14 protein-coding genes are annotated in these 15,791 nt (G+C 69.7%); 12 read left to right on the top strand and 2 right to left on the bottom strand.

The genetic code is table 11. The annotated features are described in order from the left end of the window. Positions 1–166 precede the first annotated feature (166 nt). The 7 genes from ASF96_RS13390 (at position 167) to ASF96_RS13420 (ending at position 8,027) form a co-directional block, all read left to right on the top strand. The gene (locus ASF96_RS13390; RefSeq protein ID WP_055940050.1) at positions 167–1,378 is read left to right on the top strand and encodes an MFS transporter; all 1,212 of its coding nucleotides are present in this window, start codon (positions 167–169) and stop codon (positions 1,376–1,378) included. 125 nt (positions 1,379–1,503) lie between these two features. Continuing rightward, positions 1,504–3,768 (top strand): maltose alpha-D-glucosyltransferase, encoded by a 2,265-nt coding sequence (treS, locus tag ASF96_RS13395; RefSeq protein ID WP_244630765.1) that lies wholly within the window; start codon positions 1,504–1,506, stop codon positions 3,766–3,768. A 35-nt stretch (positions 3,769–3,803) separates the two neighbouring features. Beyond that, complete coding sequence (locus tag ASF96_RS13400; RefSeq protein WP_055940052.1) at positions 3,804–4,355, top strand: GIY-YIG nuclease family protein; 552 nt, start codon at positions 3,804–3,806, stop codon at positions 4,353–4,355. Between the two features lie 89 nt (positions 4,356–4,444). Continuing rightward, a complete protein-coding gene (locus ASF96_RS17445) occupies positions 4,445–4,807 on the top strand; it encodes a hypothetical protein (RefSeq protein ID WP_055940053.1) in 363 nt (120 codons plus the stop codon). A 55-nt stretch (positions 4,808–4,862) separates the two neighbouring features. Next, complete coding sequence (locus ASF96_RS17450; protein WP_235560612.1) at positions 4,863–5,162, top strand: hypothetical protein; 300 nt, start codon at positions 4,863–4,865, stop codon at positions 5,160–5,162. A 97-nt stretch (positions 5,163–5,259) separates the two neighbouring features. Then, complete coding sequence (locus tag ASF96_RS13415; RefSeq protein ID WP_055940058.1) at positions 5,260–6,867, top strand: sensor histidine kinase; 1,608 nt, start codon at positions 5,260–5,262, stop codon at positions 6,865–6,867. After that, positions 6,864–8,027 (top strand): diguanylate cyclase domain-containing protein, encoded by a 1,164-nt coding sequence (locus tag ASF96_RS13420; protein ID WP_055837775.1) that lies wholly within the window; start codon positions 6,864–6,866, stop codon positions 8,025–8,027. Before ASF96_RS13415 ends, ASF96_RS13420 begins: the two co-directional genes overlap by 4 nt. A 37-nt stretch (positions 8,028–8,064) precedes the next feature. On the opposite strand, the gene ASF96_RS13425 is transcribed toward ASF96_RS13420, so the two are convergent. Next, a complete protein-coding gene (locus tag ASF96_RS13425; RefSeq protein WP_055940063.1) occupies positions 8,065–8,433 on the bottom strand; it encodes a response regulator transcription factor in 369 nt (122 codons plus the stop codon). Positions 8,434–8,549: 116 nt separating this feature from the next. Here ASF96_RS13425 and coaE point away from each other — a divergent pair, with 116 nt between their 5' ends. The 3 genes from coaE (at position 8,550) to ASF96_RS13440 (ending at position 11,837) form a co-directional block, all read left to right on the top strand. Continuing rightward, positions 8,550–9,152, top strand: coding sequence for a dephospho-CoA kinase (gene coaE / locus ASF96_RS13430; RefSeq protein WP_055940400.1), 603 nt, complete (start codon positions 8,550–8,552; stop codon positions 9,150–9,152). Positions 9,153–9,230: 78 nt separating this feature from the next. After that, a complete protein-coding gene (gene uvrB, locus ASF96_RS13435; RefSeq protein WP_055837767.1) occupies positions 9,231–11,300 on the top strand; it encodes an excinuclease ABC subunit UvrB in 2,070 nt (689 codons plus the stop codon). Positions 11,301–11,414: 114 nt separating this feature from the next. After that, complete coding sequence (locus tag ASF96_RS13440; protein ID WP_055940065.1) at positions 11,415–11,837, top strand: VOC family protein; 423 nt, start codon at positions 11,415–11,417, stop codon at positions 11,835–11,837. A gap of 198 nt (positions 11,838–12,035) precedes the next feature. On the opposite strand, the gene ASF96_RS13445 is transcribed toward ASF96_RS13440, so the two are convergent. Then, the gene (locus tag ASF96_RS13445) at positions 12,036–12,272 is read right to left on the bottom strand and encodes a hypothetical protein (RefSeq protein ID WP_055837761.1); all 237 of its coding nucleotides are present in this window, start codon (positions 12,270–12,272) and stop codon (positions 12,036–12,038) included. Between the two features lie 36 nt (positions 12,273–12,308). Between ASF96_RS13445 and ASF96_RS13450 the strand changes: the two genes are divergently transcribed. Next, positions 12,309–12,737, top strand: a complete 429-nt coding sequence (locus tag ASF96_RS13450) for a MarR family winged helix-turn-helix transcriptional regulator (RefSeq protein WP_055940067.1) — start codon at positions 12,309–12,311, stop codon at positions 12,735–12,737. Positions 12,738–12,819: 82 nt separating this feature from the next. Next, positions 12,820–15,789, top strand: a complete 2,970-nt coding sequence (gene uvrA, locus ASF96_RS13455; RefSeq protein WP_055940068.1) for an excinuclease ABC subunit UvrA — start codon at positions 12,820–12,822, stop codon at positions 15,787–15,789. The last annotated feature ends 2 nt before the right edge of the window (positions 15,790–15,791 follow it).

Below are 15,791 nucleotides of genomic sequence, written 5' to 3' on the forward strand. Positions count from 1 at the left end.
GACACCGCCGGACTTCTTTTAGTCGGAATGGCCACCCAATGTTGGGTGGCCATTCCGCATTTACGGGCACATTTCGTGTTCGTGGTCAGCGCCGGGTGGCGTTCCCCGTTGTGGGGGACACCACCCGGCGCTTCGTCGTACCCCGACGACTGGCTAGAGTCGAGGGGTGAGCGCGTTCTCGGGGCACGTACCCGGGAGTCGCGACTACCGGATGCTGCTGATCGGTCTGTTCTTCGGCGGCGTCGCGACGTTCGCGCAGCTGTACGCCACCCAAGCGGTGCTTCCTCAGATCGCCGACGACATCGGGTCTGGACCGGCCTCGGCAGCCCTCACGGTTTCTGCGTCGACGCTGGGGCTGGCGGCCGCGGTGCTTCCCTGGTCCTTGGTCGCCGACCGCATCGGTCGGGTGCCCGCGATGGCATCCGGTCTCGTCGTGGCGACCGTGCTCGGGGCGGCGACCCTGCTCGCCGACGACCTCGTCGTGCTGCTGACGCTGCGGCTGCTCGAGGGGGCGGCGCTCGGCGCCGTTCCTGCCGTGGCCTTGGCCTACCTGAGCGAAGAGGTGCATCCTCGACACGTGGCGGCGGCGGCCGGCTCGTACATCGCGGGAACCACCGTGGGCGGCCTGTCGGGCCGGGTGGTGTCGGGTTGGGTCGGCGAGCTCGCCGGATGGCGGTGGGGAGTGGCATCCGTCATTCTTGTCTGCGTCGTGGCGGCGGTGATCTTCCTGGTTCTCATTCCCCGTGCGCGGGGTTTCGTGTCGGGGCGCGATCGCGAAGAGCGCGGACCCACGGTGCGCAGGAGGATCGGCGTCAATCTGCGATCCCCGGTGCAGCGGGCGCTGTACGCGCAGGGCTTCCTGCTCATGGGTGCGTTCGTGGCGGTCTACAACTACCTGGGGTTCCACCTCGCCGCTCCACCCTTCTCGCTGGCGCCCGCCCTGGTCACCCTGCTCTTCCTCGCCTATCTCGCGGGCACGGCGTCATCCCCACGCGCGGGGGCCCTGGCCGTGCGGTACGGGCGGTTCCCCGTGCTGGCGCTCTCGATCGGCGTGATGGCGACGGGGGTCGCGCTGATGGCGGTCCCGGCTCTGGTCGTCGTGGTGGTGGGGTTGATCCTCTTCACCGCGGGCTTCTTCGGCGCGCACGCGGTGGCATCGGGGTGGACGCCCGTCGCAGCCGCGCCCGAGGCGCGCGCGCAGGCGTCGTCTCTGTACTACCTCGGTTACTACGCCGGGTCGAGCGTGTTCGGATGGCTGCTCGGCGTGGTGTTCGGCTCGGTGGGGTGGTTCTCGTTCCTCGTCGTGGTCTTGGCGATGTGCGCCGCGGCTCTCGGCGCCGCCCTCGTGTCGCTGCGCGCGGTTCGCCCCTCGCCGTGACCGTCTGAGCCCTTCTCCTATCCGACCCGCCGAGGTCAATGGCCCGGGGCGATGTCGCCGGAACCGGGTAGCGTCGGAGGTCAGACGTGAGGAGGTCGGGAGTGGACGACGCCGACGAGCGGACGATGGATCAGGGTACCGATGGCGAGACGGTGGGAGAGGTGACTGCAGACGACGTGGCCGAGACCGCGTCGGAGATCAGTTACGACGAGCAGAGGTACCCGGCTCGACCCCGCAGGCTCCGCCCGCGGGATCAGTTCCGAGGGGGAACTCTGCGACGGTTCCTGACGGATCCGCGCAACGCGAACGGAATGAACCCCTCGTACGTCGAGTGGCTCGTGCGCCAGTCGATGCTCAAAGACGCCGACGTCCTCAGCCGACAGCTGTCGGGACAGCCGTCGATGTGGCGGAACCCCTACGCTCGGCCCGACGCGCGACGCGCCATCGATTCGACGGACGTGTGGTTCACCGCCTATCCCATCTCGCTGATCACGCGACCGGGGGAATCCTTCCTCGAATCCCTCGGCAACGAGGCGCTCTGGGAGGCCTTCGAGTGGGTGGGCATCAACGGCATCCACACGGGTCCGGTGAAGCGGGCCGGCGGGATCACCGGATGGCAGGAGACCCCCAGCGTCGACGGCCACTTCGACCGCATCAGCACCCAGATCGACCCGGACTTCGGCGATGAGAACGCTTTCCGCCGCGTCGCCGACGTGGCCGACGCACACGGTGGCAGCGTCATCGACGACATCGTGCCCGGCCACACCGGCAAGGGCGCCGACTTCCGGCTCGCCGAGATGGCGTACAAGGACTACCCCGGCATCTACCACATGGTCGAGATTCCCCGGGAGGACTGGGGACTGCTGCCGGAGGTGCCCGCGGGACGGGACTCGGTCAACCTCGACTCCGACACCGAGCGCGAGCTCAGTGCGCGCGGATACATCATCGGCGAACTGCAGCGGGTCATCTTCTACACGCCGGGCGTGAAAGAGACCAACTGGAGCGCGACCGCCCCGGTGGTCGGCACCGACGGCATGGAGCGCCGGTGGGTCTACCTGCACTACTTCAAAGAGGGCCAGCCGTCGATCAACTGGCTCGACCCCACCTTCGCGGGGATGCGTCTGGTGATCGGCGACGCGCTGCACTCCCTCGGAGACCTGGGCACCAGCGCTCTGCGCCTCGACGCCAACGGCTTCCTCGGCGTCGAGAAGAGCGCGGAGGGTCTTCCGGCCTGGTCGGAGGGGCACCCCCTGTCGCACGCGGCGAACCACATCATCGCCGGCATGGTGCGCAAGGTCGGGGGGTTCACCTTCCAGGAGCTGAACCTCACGATGGAGGACATCCGCGACACCGGTGCGGTGGGTGCCGACCTCTCGTACGACTTCGTCACGCGTCCGGGATACCACCACGCTCTGGCGACGGCCAACACGGAGTTCCTTCGCCTCGCGTTGACCACCGCGCTCGAGACCGGTCTCGAACCGGCGCAGCTCGTGCACGGCATGCAGAACCACGACGAGCTGACGTACGAGCTGGTTCACTGGGCGACCACGCATCGCGACACCCTGTATCCGTTCCGTCACGGCGAGCACACCGGTGGCGAGATCGCCGAGATGGTGCGATCCGAGTTGACCGAGAAGCTGACCGTCGAGGCCGACTACAACCTCGTCTTCACGCAGAACGGCATCGCGTGCACGATGACGTCGCTCATCGCGGCGACGCAGGGCAAGGCGACTCTCGCCGAGATCTCCGAGAGCGACGTGCCGGCGATCCGCGACGCCCACCTGCTGCTGGTGAAGTACAACTCGTGGCAGCCCGGGGTGTTCGCGCTGTCGGGATGGGATCTGACCGGATCCCTGACCCTCCCCGCCGACGATGTGCGACACCTCATCTCGTCGGGCGACACGCGATGGATCGAGCGCGGGGCGCACGACCTGCTCGACGTGGCCCCGGAGGCCTCGTCATCGGCATCCGGGATGCCGCGGGCCCGGTCGCTCTACGGCTCGCTGGGCAGCCAGCAGGACGACCCCGATTCTTTCCTCTCGGGGCTCCGCGACGTGCTGCGGATCCGGCGCGAGAACGGCATCGCCGTCGCCTCGCAGGTCGACATCCCGCAGGTCGGACACCCGAGCATGCTCGTGATGGTGCACCGGCTCGACGGTGGCGACAAGCACCTCGACGAGGCCCCGCTGCAGATCACGGTGCTGAACTTCTCGGGCGAGACGATCGAGGGAACGGTGCGCTCCGAGTGGTTGGTCCCGCAGAGCACCGCCGTCGACGCCGAGACGGGCGACGTGGTGGGTCGCGTCGACGAACTGCAGAGCTTCTCGCTCGAGCTCGGGCCGTACGCCGGGCTCTTCCTGACGCTGGAGGCCCCGGTCGCGGGGGAGTGAGCCCCGATGTCGGGGGCCGGACGTAGCGTGGAGCCGTGTCCGCCCCCGACTGTCTCGCCGATCGCTGCCTCGCGCCCGCCGTCGCCGACGCCCCCGTCTCGCTCTGCGCGTGGCATCTGGCCGTCAGCGCCGAGTGGGCGGCATCCGCCGACGGGGTGACCGATCTGCTCCCGACCCCCTGCATCCTCTGCGGATCGCGTCTGGGGGTGCGGTGGCCGAGTGGGTGGCTGTGCGCCGTGTGCGAATGGCGGCACGGGGATCCGATCGACGGGGAGCTCCCGCCGCCGCGCGTCGACGTCGTCTACTACCTGCGATTCGGCGACCACATCAAGATCGGCACCTCGGCCCGCCCTCGCAGGCGTCTGGCCGCGATCTGGCACGACGAGCTGCTGGCGTTCGAACTCGGCGATCGTCTGGTCGAACGGCGCCGGCACGCCCAGTTCGCCGACGACCGATTCGACCGGACGGAATGGTTCCGCCGCAGCCCGGTGCTGTCGGCACACGTGGCAGCTCTGGCCGAGGGGGTCGACGACCCCTGGGCGCGATACGCGCGGTGGACGAGCGAGGCTCTCGCCCGACGGGGATGAACGGGGCGCCGGGGAGGACAGCACAAGCCCCAGCCCGCTCCAAGCCTCGCCTCCTACCGTGAGCGGACACCACCCGGGAAAGGGATCTGATGGGCTTCCTCGATCGACTGTTCGGCTCCGGCGACACCCCTGAGCGCGGCCCCGCCGTACCACCCGCACCCCGGCAGGCGGCCAGCGGACTGCGCGACGGCGACGGGCGCTATGCGCCGCCCCCGCCCCAGAGCCCGACCGGGGCGATGTCGAGCCCGGTCGCGGGCCCCGACGCAGGGTCCGACGAGGATCGCCAGGCCGTCGAGCGGTACCGCTACCTTCTGCGCACGGCGCCGCCCGAGACGGTCGAGCAGGTGCACGCCGAGGCGTTCGGCCGGTTGACTCCCGCGCAGCGCCAGCAGGTGCTGCAGGAGATGTCGGCCGGCCGGCCTGCCGGCGTCGGAGCGACCGACCGGCGATGATCCGTCGTCGTTGGCGCGCGCGGCGACCCGCGCCGAATACACGCAGCCGGGTTTCATGGAGCGCACCTTCGGCGGGCGGTCGTTCGGGGGCGGACCCGGGTTCGGATCGATGCTCGGGGCCTCGATGCTCGGCACCATCGGCGGCTACGTGGTGGGGTCGGCGCTCGTGGGCGCGCTCTTCGATCCCGGCTACGACGCCGGATTCGCCGACGGGGCGTCCGCGGATTCAGCCGACGCCGACCTCGCCGGGGGAGAGAGCGACGCCGGTGCAGCAGACGTCGGCGGGGGTGATTTCGGAGGCGGTGACTTCGGCGGCGACTTCGGCGGTGATTTCGGAGGAGACTTCGGCTTCTGAACCGAGCGCTGCGCGACGGGCGCCATTTCTGCGCGCCACGGGTGCCCGCGCCCCCACCGAGCCAATGAAAAGGCTATGGTCGAGGCCATGGCGCACCATGAACAGTGAGCGTCTCGGCCTCCGTCGCAGCATCCTGTCGAACCAGTTGCTTCTGTCGGCAGCGACCCTGATCGTTGTCGTGGTGTCGATCGCGCTCGGTCAGGTCGTCTCGAGCCCCTTCTTCGTCGCCGGTGCGGCAGTGATCTTCATCGTCGCCATCGTCAGCGTCCTGGCGCCGTGGCAGCGGATTCCGTGGTGGACCGTCGGTCTCGTGCCCATCGTCGACGTGCTCGCGGTCGCCATGCTGCGTGTGGGCGCTCCCCTCGCCGGAGTGGGTCTGCTCTGGGCCTTCCCCGCGATCTGGGTGGGCATGATCCTCGGCCTGCGCGGCGTGATCGCGTTCACCGCGGTGATCTGCGCGGTCATGGTGCAGCAGTTGGCGACCGACCCCCTGCAACGCTTCAGCGCCTCCACGCTGATCCTTCCCTTCACCCTCGCCGCTCTGGCATCCATGGCGCACTTGACCTCCCGCCGGACCCGCGCCCAACGTGCTCTGCTGGAGAAGCAGTCCACCGAGCTCCGGCGCGCCGTCGACCGGTCGCGCCGACAGGAGGATCTGGTCACCGAGGTGCTGGATGCCGTCGACTTCGGCGTCACGAGCGTGACGCCGACGGGGGAGCTCGTGGTCACGAACACCGCGCACGCGCGCCTGCTCGACCCCGTCGACGCCCTGGGACGCGACCTGGCCGTCTTCGCCGCGGACGGCGCGACGCCCATCGCGCCGCGGGACGCCCCGCTGGCCCGCGCGCGCGCCGGCGAAGCCTTCGAGGGCGAGCTCGTCTGGTACGGACAGCCCGGCGAGGGCCGCCGCGCGCTGAGCGTCACCGCGCGGCGTCTCCCCGCTCGAGCGGGCGAGGATGCCGGCGGCATCATCGTGTCGCGCGACGTCACCGTGGAGGAGCAGGCGCGTCGCATCCGGGAGGACTTCGTCGCGAGCGTCTCGCACGAGCTGCGCACCCCGCTGACTTCGATCCTCGGGTACCTCGATCTGGCCCTCGACGACGACACGATCACCGAGGCCACCCGGGAGCGGCTCGAGGTGGCCGAGCGCAATGCGGCACGTCTGTCGGAACTGGTCGCCGACATCCTCGCCCTGTCCACGGCGTCGGGAGAGGGCTTCGGGGTCGACCTGGAACGTGCGCCGGCCGATGTCTCGGCCCTGGTCCGCACCGCCATCCACTCGATCATGCCGCGCGCCGTCGAACAGCAGATCCGCCTCGACGGAACGGGGATCGACGACGGAGTCATCGCCGTCGTCGACGCGCACCGAGTGCGGCAGGTGATCGACAACCTGCTCTCCAACGCGGTCAAGTACAACCCGCGCGGCGGAGCGGTGGCCGTCACCGTGACGGCGGATGCCCGATCCGTGACCGTCGTGGTCGCCGACGACGGCCCGGGCATCAGCGTCAGCGAGCAGGCGCGTCTGTTCGAGCGCTTCTTCCGCGGTGACGCCGTGCGCAAGTCCTCGACGCACGGGAGCGGGCTGGGGCTGGCCATCAGCCGCGACATCGTGCGAGCCCACGGCGGCGAGATCACGGTGCGCACCGCACCCGGTGACGGCGCCGCCTTCGCCGTGCGGCTTCCCCGGACCGGAGAAGAGGGGTGAACCTCGACGTGCTGACGCTGCAGGCGGCGGCGTCGCTCGTCATCGTCGTGTCCACCGTCATGTTCCTGCTCGACACCCTCATGTCGCAGGATTCCCCGCCGGGACGATTGTGGGCGGGCGCCTACCTGTCGGGCACGCTGTCGGCCGTCTGCTATCTCGCGTGGATGCTCCTCCCCGACGCATGGATGGCCGTCGCGCTCGGCAACGGCGCCTTCGTCGCCGCCACCGGTTTCATCTGGCTGGGGTGCGTGTCGTACAACCGGCACGCCATGAGGGCGCCCGCCGTCGTGATGGCGGTGACGGTTTTCATCGTCATCTCGGCCGCGCTCATCGCCGGCCCCGAGGGCGGCGAATGGGCCGGTGCCGTGCCGTACTTCCTCGGCAACGCGCTGTTCGCGATCGCCGGCGCCGTCGAGACGCGGCGCGCCGCCATCGGCCGACGCTGGAGTTCGGGCGGGCTCACCCTGGTGCTGAGCGTGGAAGCGGTCTGGTTCCTCGCCCGCAGCGTGGTCTTCGTCACCGTCGGCCCCGACAGCGACCTGTTCCGCACCGTCTTCGACACCCGTGTGTCCGCACTGCTCACCATGACCCTGGTGATCGCCGCGGTCATCGTCACCTCGGCGCTGCGCGCGAACGAGTCGGCGCTGCGCGGACTGCCCGACATCCGACGGCTCTCCGTCGATCGCGACGGCGTGCTGTTGCGCGAATCGTTCGAAGCCGCTCTGGCCATCACCTGTGCGCGGGCGGAACGGGCGGGCGAGGGCGTGTGCGTCATCGGCATCCGTATCGACGACCTGCGTCGCGTGGTGACCGCCTTCGGACCCGACGAAGGCGAGGGGATCGCCCGCGAGCTCTGGGCGTCGGTCCGCCGCCACGCGCCCACGATGGCGCTGGTGGGGGAGATGGATGCCACGGGGCTGAACGTGGCGTTCACGACCACGCCGACGACCGACGTGCGCCGCGCCGCGCGGGTGCTGCACGCGCGGGTGATCGCCGACCTGGCGGGAGTGGGGGCGTCGGTCGTCCCGGTCGTCGGGGTCGGGATGGCGCTCTCGGACGAGCACGGGCACGACGCGGCGGTCCTGTCCGAGCGGGCCGACGCCGCGGCGGCGCAGGCGGCGCTCACGGGCGATCAGCCGTTCGGCCTCACCGGGCACTGAACGCCGGCGGGCCTGCCCGGGCGTCGCCCGGCGTCGCTCAGCTCGACGCCACGAGCTTCTGGACGAGCTTGCGCAACTCTCGCGGGCGGAAGGGCTTCGTGAGGTAGTCGTCGGCGCCGGCATCGCGGCCCGAGAGCTGCTCGAGTTCGTCGACGCGGGCGCTCACCATCAGGATTTTCGTGGAGCTGAACTCGCGGATCCGCCGGGCCGTCTCGAACCCGTCGATGCCGGGCATGCTCACATCGAGCGTGGTCACGGCCGGATCGTAACGTTGGACGAGATCGATCCCGTCGAAGCCGTTCGGGGCCGTGTGCACGACGAAGCCCGCGCTCTCGAGCACCGCGGCGATCAGCGTGCGGATGTCGAGGTCGTCCTCGATCACCACCGTGATGTTCGGGTCGGTCATCGTCGTGCTTCCTCGGTGGGGGCCGGAGAAGATCCCGCCTCTGGACGAATGCTAGACCACGCTCCGCCCGCGGGACGTCTCCGGGCGCGAGGGCCGAGGTGTGGCATCCTCGGATCGTGCCTCTTCTCGCGTTGACGGGCGGAATCGCCTCGGGCAAGTCCACCATCTCCGGTTTTCTCGCCGCCAAGGGTGCCGTCGTCGTCGACGCCGACGCGATCGTGCGCGAAGTGCAGGCGCCGGGGACCCCGGTCCTCGACGGCATCGCCGCGGAGTTCGGCCCCGAGGTGCTCCGCGCCGACGGATCGCTGGACCGCGCGGCGCTGGGTGCTCGCGTGTTCGGGCACCCCGATCGACTGGCCGCGTTGAACGCGCTCGTGCATCCCGCGGTGCGGGCGGAGTCGGTCCGGCGCTTCCGGGCGGCGCTCGACGCCGACCCCGAGGCCGTCGTCGTCTACGACGTCCCCCTGCTCGCCGAGGCGCGGGCGGGCGACGAGTGGGATCTCGTCGTCGTCGCCCACGCCCCGGCGGCGGTGCGCGTGCGGCGTCTGGTCGAGACCCGGGGGATGAGCGAGGACGACGCGCGTGCGCGGATCGCATCGCAGGTCAGCGACGACGAACGCCTCGCCCTGGCCGATGTGGTCATCGACACCGCCGCCGACCTCGATGCCACGCGCCGCCAGGTCGACGAGCTCTGGGCGCGCGTGACCGAGGCCGGCTGAGGGCGATCGCGCCGGCGCGCTCGCCCAGGGCGAACGCAACCCGCCCCCGATGTCGGAGGCCCCGCCTACGCTGGAAGCATGCAGGCCACCCGATCCGTTCGCCCCTTCGAGGTCATCAGCGAATACACCCCCTCCGGCGATCAGCCACACGCGATCGCCGACCTCGCCGCGCGCATCAACGCCGGCGAGACCGACGTGGTCCTGCTGGGCGCGACCGGAACCGGCAAGTCGGCCACCACGGCGTGGCTGGTCGAACAGGTGCAGCGCCCCACCCTGGTGCTGGCGCACAACAAGACCCTGGCCGCGCAGCTGGCGAACGAGTTCCGAGAGCTCATGCCCAACAACGCCGTCGAGTACTTCGTGTCGTACTACGACTACTACCAGCCCGAGGCGTACGTCCCGCAGACCGATACGTTCATCGAGAAGGACAGCTCGATCAACGCCGAGGTCGAGCGTCTGCGGCACTCCACCACCAACTCCCTCCTGTCCCGCCGCGACGTCATCGTGGTGTCGACGGTGTCCTGCATCTACGGCCTCGGTGCGCCCGAGGAGTATCTGCGCGCCATGGTCGCGTTGCAGGTGGGGGAGCGCTACGACCGCGACGCGCTGATCCGCAAGTTCATCTCGATGCAGTACAACCGCAACGACGTCGACTTCTCGCGCGGGAACTTCCGCGTGCGCGGCGACACGATCGAGATCATCCCGGTGTACGAGGAGTACGCCATCCGCATCGAGATGTTCGGCGACGAGATCGAGGCGCTGTACACGCTGCACCCGCTCACGGGCGACGTCATCGAGAAGATGGACTCCGTACCGATCTTCCCGGCCTCGCACTACGTGGCCGGTACCGAGACGGTCCAGCGCGCCATCGGCACCATCGAGCACGAGCTCGAGGAGCGACTCAAAGAGTTCGAGTCCCAGGGCAAGCTGCTCGAGGCGCAGCGGCTGCGCATGCGCACGACGTTCGACCTCGAGATGCTGCAGCAGCTGGGCTTCTGCTCCGGGATCGAGAACTACTCGCGTCACATGGACGGCCGCATGCCCGGCGACCCGCCGCACACCCTGCTCGACTTCTTCCCCGACGACTTCCTGCTGGTGATCGACGAGTCGCACGTGACGGTTCCGCAGATCGGGGCCATGTACGAGGGCGACGCCTCGCGAAAGCGCACGCTCGTCGAGCACGGCTTCCGCCTCCCCAGCGCCATGGACAACCGACCGCTCCGCTGGGACGAGTTCAAGGAGCGCATCGGGCAGGCGGTGTACCTCTCGGCCACGCCGGGGCGGTACGAGATGGGGATCGCCGACGGTGTCGTGGAGCAGATCATCCGCCCCACGGGGCTGGTGGATCCCGAGATCATCGTGAAGCCCTCGAAGGGGCAGATCGACGACCTGCTCGAAGAGATCCGGGTGCGTGTCGAACGCGATGAGCGCGTGCTCGTGACGACCCTGACGAAGAAGATGGCAGAGGAGCTGACCGACTTCCTCGGCGAGCACGGGGTGCGCGTGCGCTACCTGCACTCCGACGTCGACACCCTGCGCCGCGTCGAACTGCTGACCGAGCTGCGGGCCGGCGTCTACGACGTGCTGGTGGGCATCAACCTCCTGCGCGAGGGGCTCGACCTTCCCGAGGTCTCCCTGGTGGCGATCCTGGATGCCGACAAAGAGGGGTTCCTGCGCAGTGGCACCTCGCTGATCCAGACGATCGGCCGCGCGGCGCGAAACGTGTCGGGCGAGGTGCACATGTACGCCGACCGCATGACCGACTCGATGCAGAAGGCCATCGAAGAGACCGAGCGCCGCCGGGAGAAGCAGGTCGCCTACAACCTGGAGCACGGGATCGACCCGCAGCCGCTGCGCAAGAAGATCGCCGACATCACCGACGTGCTCAACCGTGAGGCCTCCGACACCAAGAAGCTGCTCGCGCGCACCGACAAGGGGGGCAAGGGCAAGTCGCCGACTCCGTCGCTGCGCCGGACCGGTATCGCCGCCGAGGGTGCCGACCAGCTCGAATCGACCATCGCCGATCTGACGCAGCAGATGCTCGCGGCCGCGGCGGAGCTGAAGTTCGAGCTCGCCGGCCGACTGCGCGACGAGGTGCAGGACATGAAGAAGGAGCTGCGGGCGATGGAGCGGGCCGGTCACGCCTGACCCGGTGGCAGAACCGTCGCGCAGCCGGGGGAGTCACGAGATGCGGCAGGCGATGACGTTGCAGGCGATGACGTCGCGGGGGATGATGCCACAGGGGATGCCGCAGGAGGGCTCATGCAGCAGAGAGTGTCGCTGATCACGCTGGGCGTGCGCGACCTGGCTCGGTCGCTGGAATTCTACGAGGGCCTCGGGTGGAGACGCCACGCGGATTCTGTCGAGGGTGAGGTGGCGTTCTTCGACACCGGGGGCATGGTGGTGGCGCTCTGGGCCCGCGCGTCGCTCGCCGAGGACTCCGCCGTGGACGACGCCGGGGGATGGGGCGGGATCACACTCGCCCACAACGTCCGGCGAGCCGACGAGGTCGATGCGATCCTGCACGCCGCCGTTGCCGCCGGTGCACGCCTCGGTCGTGGCGGTGCGCCGACGCCGTGGGGCGGGTACTCGGGTGTGTTCGTCGACCCCGACGGGCATCCGTGGGAGATCGCGGTCAATCCGGGATGGCCCCTCGACGAGAACGGGCGGCCGCGCCTCGGGTGACGGCGCGGCCGGGGCGCGCTGCGCCTCGGCTCAGCGCACGGCTGATGAGCGCTCCGCCTCGGCCGAACGCGCGGCTGACGAGCGCTGCGCCTCGGCCGGACGCGCGGCTGATGAGCGCTGCGCCTCGACCGAACGCACGGTGGGCGTGCGCACGAACCGCGGGCATCGATCGCGCGCGTGCGCACGATCGGGACCTGGTCAGGGGCAGTGCAGCAAGGGCTTCGGGCCGGTGCGGTCGACCGAGTGCTCCGTCATCGCGTGCCCGCAGAGCGGGCAGGGCCGACCGGTTCGAACCGGCTCGGGGGTCGTCTCGTACGGGCCGACCGATGCCGGGCCGGCCACCTTGATGAGGCGCGTGTTGAGGTACTGGTACCAGCCACCGGCTTCGCGCACGCGCTCGCGGAGCGGTGGGCGATCGGCATCCTTTCGTGTCATGATCTTTAGTGTACTAACGAATGGGAAGGTGCGGTGATGGACGATCCCCTGAAGCTCGAGAACCAGGTGTGCTTCGCGCTCGTGACGGCCGCACGCAACGTGGTGTCGATCTATCGCCCCGTGCTCGAGCCGCTCGGGCTGACGCACCCGCAGTACCTGGTCATGCTCGCGCTGTGGCAGCGCGCCCCGCGATCGCTCGGCGACCTCGCCGCCGAACTCGCCATGGAGCCGGCCACGCTCTCGCCGCTCGTCAAGAGACTCGAGGCGCAGGGGCGCGTCGCGCGTACCCGGCGGGCCACCGACGAGCGCGTGCTCGACATCGACCTGACGGACGAGGGTCGGGCGCTGCGCGAACGCGCGCTCGCGGTGCCCGCGCAGATCATGGCGCGCGTCGGCATCGACGAGCGTCAGCTCGTCGCCCTGCGCGATGATCTCGCGCCCTTCGCCGCCTCGCCGCGCGACTGAGGAGACCGGGCGCGGGTATGCACATCCGTGCGCCGGGTGCGAACCCGGGGCCGATGTCGGAGGCCCGACCTAGACTTAACACGTGCCCATCGTTCCCGTTTCCTCCCCCTCGTCGTCAGCGAACTCCGGCACCAGCGGAAAGCTGAGCGTTCGGGGTGCCCGTGTCCACAACCTGAAGAACGTCGACCTCGACATTCCGCGCGACTCGCTCGTCGTGTTCACGGGGCTGTCCGGCTCGGGAAAGTCGAGCCTCGCGTTCGACACGATCTTCGCCGAGGGCCAGCGACGCTACGTCGAGTCCTTGAGCGCCTACGCACGTCAGTTCCTCGGCCAGGTCGACCGGCCCGACGTCGACTTCATCGAGGGACTCAGCCCGGCGGTCTCGATCGACCAGAAGTCGACCAACCGCAACCCCCGATCCACGGTGGGCACGATCACCGAGATCCACGACTACATGCGTCTGCTGTGGGCGCGCATCGGCGTCCCCCACTGCCCCGACTGCGGCGCGCGCATCCAGCGTCAGACCGTGCAGCAGATCGCCGATCAACTCATGGAGCTGCCCGGGCGCACGCGGTACCAGATCGTCGCCCCCGTGGTCACGCAGAAGAAGGGCGAGTTCGTCGACCTCTTCAAGGAGCTCAGCGCGAAGGGCTACGCCCGCGCCGTCGTCGACGGTGACCTCGTGCAGCTCGCCGAGCCGCCGACGCTGAAGAAGAGCTACAAGCACGACATCGCCGTCGTCGTCGACCGGCTCGTGGCATCCGGAGACAACCTCAGCCGCGTCACCGACTCGGTCGAGACGGCCATGGGCCTGGCCGGTGGCATCATGCAGGTGAACTTCGTCGACGAAGAGGGCGACGACGCCTGGCAGTCGTTCTCCGAGAAGCTCGCGTGCCCCAACGGCCACCCGCTGCAGCTGACCGAGATCGAGCCGCGCACCTTCTCGTTCAACGCCCCGTTCGGCGCCTGCCCGGTGTGCTCCGGCCTCGGCACGCGCATGTCGGTCGACGTCGACCTCATGCTCGGCGACGAAGACCTGTCGATCCGCGAAGGGGCGATCCTCCCGTGGACCACGCAGGGCAAGGGGCTCTTCCAGTACTACGAACGCCTGCTCGAGGGACTCGCGCGCGACCTCGACTTCTCGCTCGACACCCCGTGGCGCAAGCTTTCCCACGACGTGCAGCAGGCCGTGCTGCGCGGCGAGAACTACAAGGTCACGGTCAAGTGGAAGAACCGTTACGGCCGTGAGATGCGGTACGCGTCGGGCTTCGAGGGCGTCGTGCCCTACATCGAGCGGCAGTACCTGCAGGCCGAATCCGACACGCAGCGTCAGCGGTGGTCGGAGTACCTGCGCGAGGTCCCCTGTGCCGTCTGCGACGGCGACCGCCTCAAGCCCGAGGTGCTGGCGGTGCTCGTCGACGACACGTCGATCGCCGCGGCCTCGCGCATGAGCCTCGCCGACGCCCGGGAGTTCTTCTCGAAGCTGAAGCTCACGGCCCGTGAGGCCACCATCGCCGCCGCGGTGCTGCGCGAGATCCGCGCCCGCCTCGACTTCCTGCTGCAGGTCGGCCTGAACTACCTCAGTCTCGGTCGGGCGGCCGGAACGCTGTCGGGCGGAGAGGCGCAGCGCATTCGACTGGCCACGCAGATCGGCTCCGGCCTCACCGGCGTGCTCTACGTGCTCGACGAGCCCTCGATCGGTCTGCACCAGCGCGACAACCGCCGCCTGATCCAGACGCTTGAGACGCTGCGCGACCTCGGCAACACCCTCATCGTCGTCGAGCACGACGAAGAGACCATCCACGCGGCCGACTGGGTCGTCGACATCGGTCCCCGGGCCGGCGTCGACGGCGGCAATGTCGTTCACTCCGGCCCCCTCGCCGGGCTCCTGACCGACGAGAACTCTCTCACCGGCGCGTACCTCTCGGGGCGCCGCGCGATCGAGGCGCCCACGAAGCGCCGCAAGATCGACAAGAAGCGTCAGGTGACGGTCGTCGGCGCACGCGAGAACAACCTGCAGAACGTGACGGTCGACTTCCCGCTCGGGGTGCTGACGGCCGTCACCGGCGTCAGCGGCTCCGGCAAGTCGACGCTGGTCAACGGCATCCTGTACGAAGTGCTCGCCTCGAAGCTCAACGGTGCCCGCCGCGTTCCCGGCAAGCACACGCGCGTCACCGGGCTCGACAACCTCGACAAGGTCGTGCACGTCGATCAGGCGCCCATCGGCCGCACCCCGCGCTCGAACCCGGCGACCTACACCGGCGTGTTCGACCGCGTGCGCAGCCTGTTCAGCGAGACGCCCGAGGCGAAGGTGCGCGGCTACCAGGCCGGGCGCTTCAGCTTCAACGTCAAGGGCGGACGCTGCGAGGCCTGCTCGGGCGACGGCACGCTGAAGATCGAGATGAACTTCCTGCCCGACGTGTACGTCGACTGCGAGGTCTGCCACGGCAAGCGGTACAACCGCGACACCCTGTCGGTGCACTACAAGGGCAAGAACATCGCCGAGGTGCTCGAGATGCCGATCGCCGAGGCCGCCGAGTTCTTCGAGCCCATCCAGGCCATCCACCGCTACCTCAAGACGCTCGTCGACGTGGGCCTCGGCTACGTGCGCCTCGGGCAGTCGGCCACGACCCTGTCGGGTGGAGAGGCGCAGCGCGTGAAGCTCGCCACCGAGCTGCAGCGTCGGAGCAACGGTCGGTCGATCTACGTGCTCGACGAGCCCACCACGGGCCTGCACTTCGAAGACGTCTCGCTGCTGCTCAAGGTGCTCAACGGCCTCGTCGACAAGGGCAACACCGTGATCGTCATCGAGCACAACCTCGACGTGATCAAGAGCTCCGACTGGGTGATCGACCTCGGCCCCGAGGGCGGCTCCGGCGGCGGCATGGTCGTCGCGACCGGAACCCCCGAGCAGGTGTCGAAGGTCGAGGCGAGCCACACGGGTGCGTTCCTGGCCGAGCTGCTCGAGTCCGGACGCACGGGAACGCAGCGCAACGCCGCCGCGCTCGACGCCGCACGCGCCGAGCCGGAGCTCGTGAGCGCGGCGGGCTGAGC

It is taken from the genome of Microbacterium sp. Leaf179, assembly GCF_001423785.1.
Lineage (GTDB): Bacteria > Actinomycetota > Actinomycetes > Actinomycetales > Microbacteriaceae > Microbacterium.

Bases quoted from the DNA above. Each gene is read 5' to 3' on its own strand.
- treS (WP_244630765.1), top strand. From the start codon at position 1,504: ATGGATCAGGGTACCGATGGCGAGACGGTGGGAGAGGTGACTGCAGAC.
- ASF96_RS13445 (WP_055837761.1), bottom strand. From the start codon at position 12,272: ATGACACGAAAGGATGCCGATCGCCCACCGCTCCGCGAGCGCGTGCGC.
- ASF96_RS13450 (WP_055940067.1), top strand. From the start codon at position 12,309: ATGGACGATCCCCTGAAGCTCGAGAACCAGGTGTGCTTCGCGCTCGTG.
- uvrB (WP_055837767.1), top strand. From the start codon at position 9,231: ATGCAGGCCACCCGATCCGTTCGCCCCTTCGAGGTCATCAGCGAATAC.
- ASF96_RS17450 (WP_235560612.1), top strand. From the start codon at position 4,863: ATGGAGCGCACCTTCGGCGGGCGGTCGTTCGGGGGCGGACCCGGGTTC.
- ASF96_RS13440 (WP_055940065.1), top strand. From the start codon at position 11,415: ATGCAGCAGAGAGTGTCGCTGATCACGCTGGGCGTGCGCGACCTGGCT.
- ASF96_RS17445 (WP_055940053.1), top strand. From the start codon at position 4,445: ATGGGCTTCCTCGATCGACTGTTCGGCTCCGGCGACACCCCTGAGCGC.
- ASF96_RS13425 (WP_055940063.1), bottom strand. From the start codon at position 8,433: ATGACCGACCCGAACATCACGGTGGTGATCGAGGACGACCTCGACATC.
- ASF96_RS13415 (WP_055940058.1), top strand. From the start codon at position 5,260: ATGAACAGTGAGCGTCTCGGCCTCCGTCGCAGCATCCTGTCGAACCAG.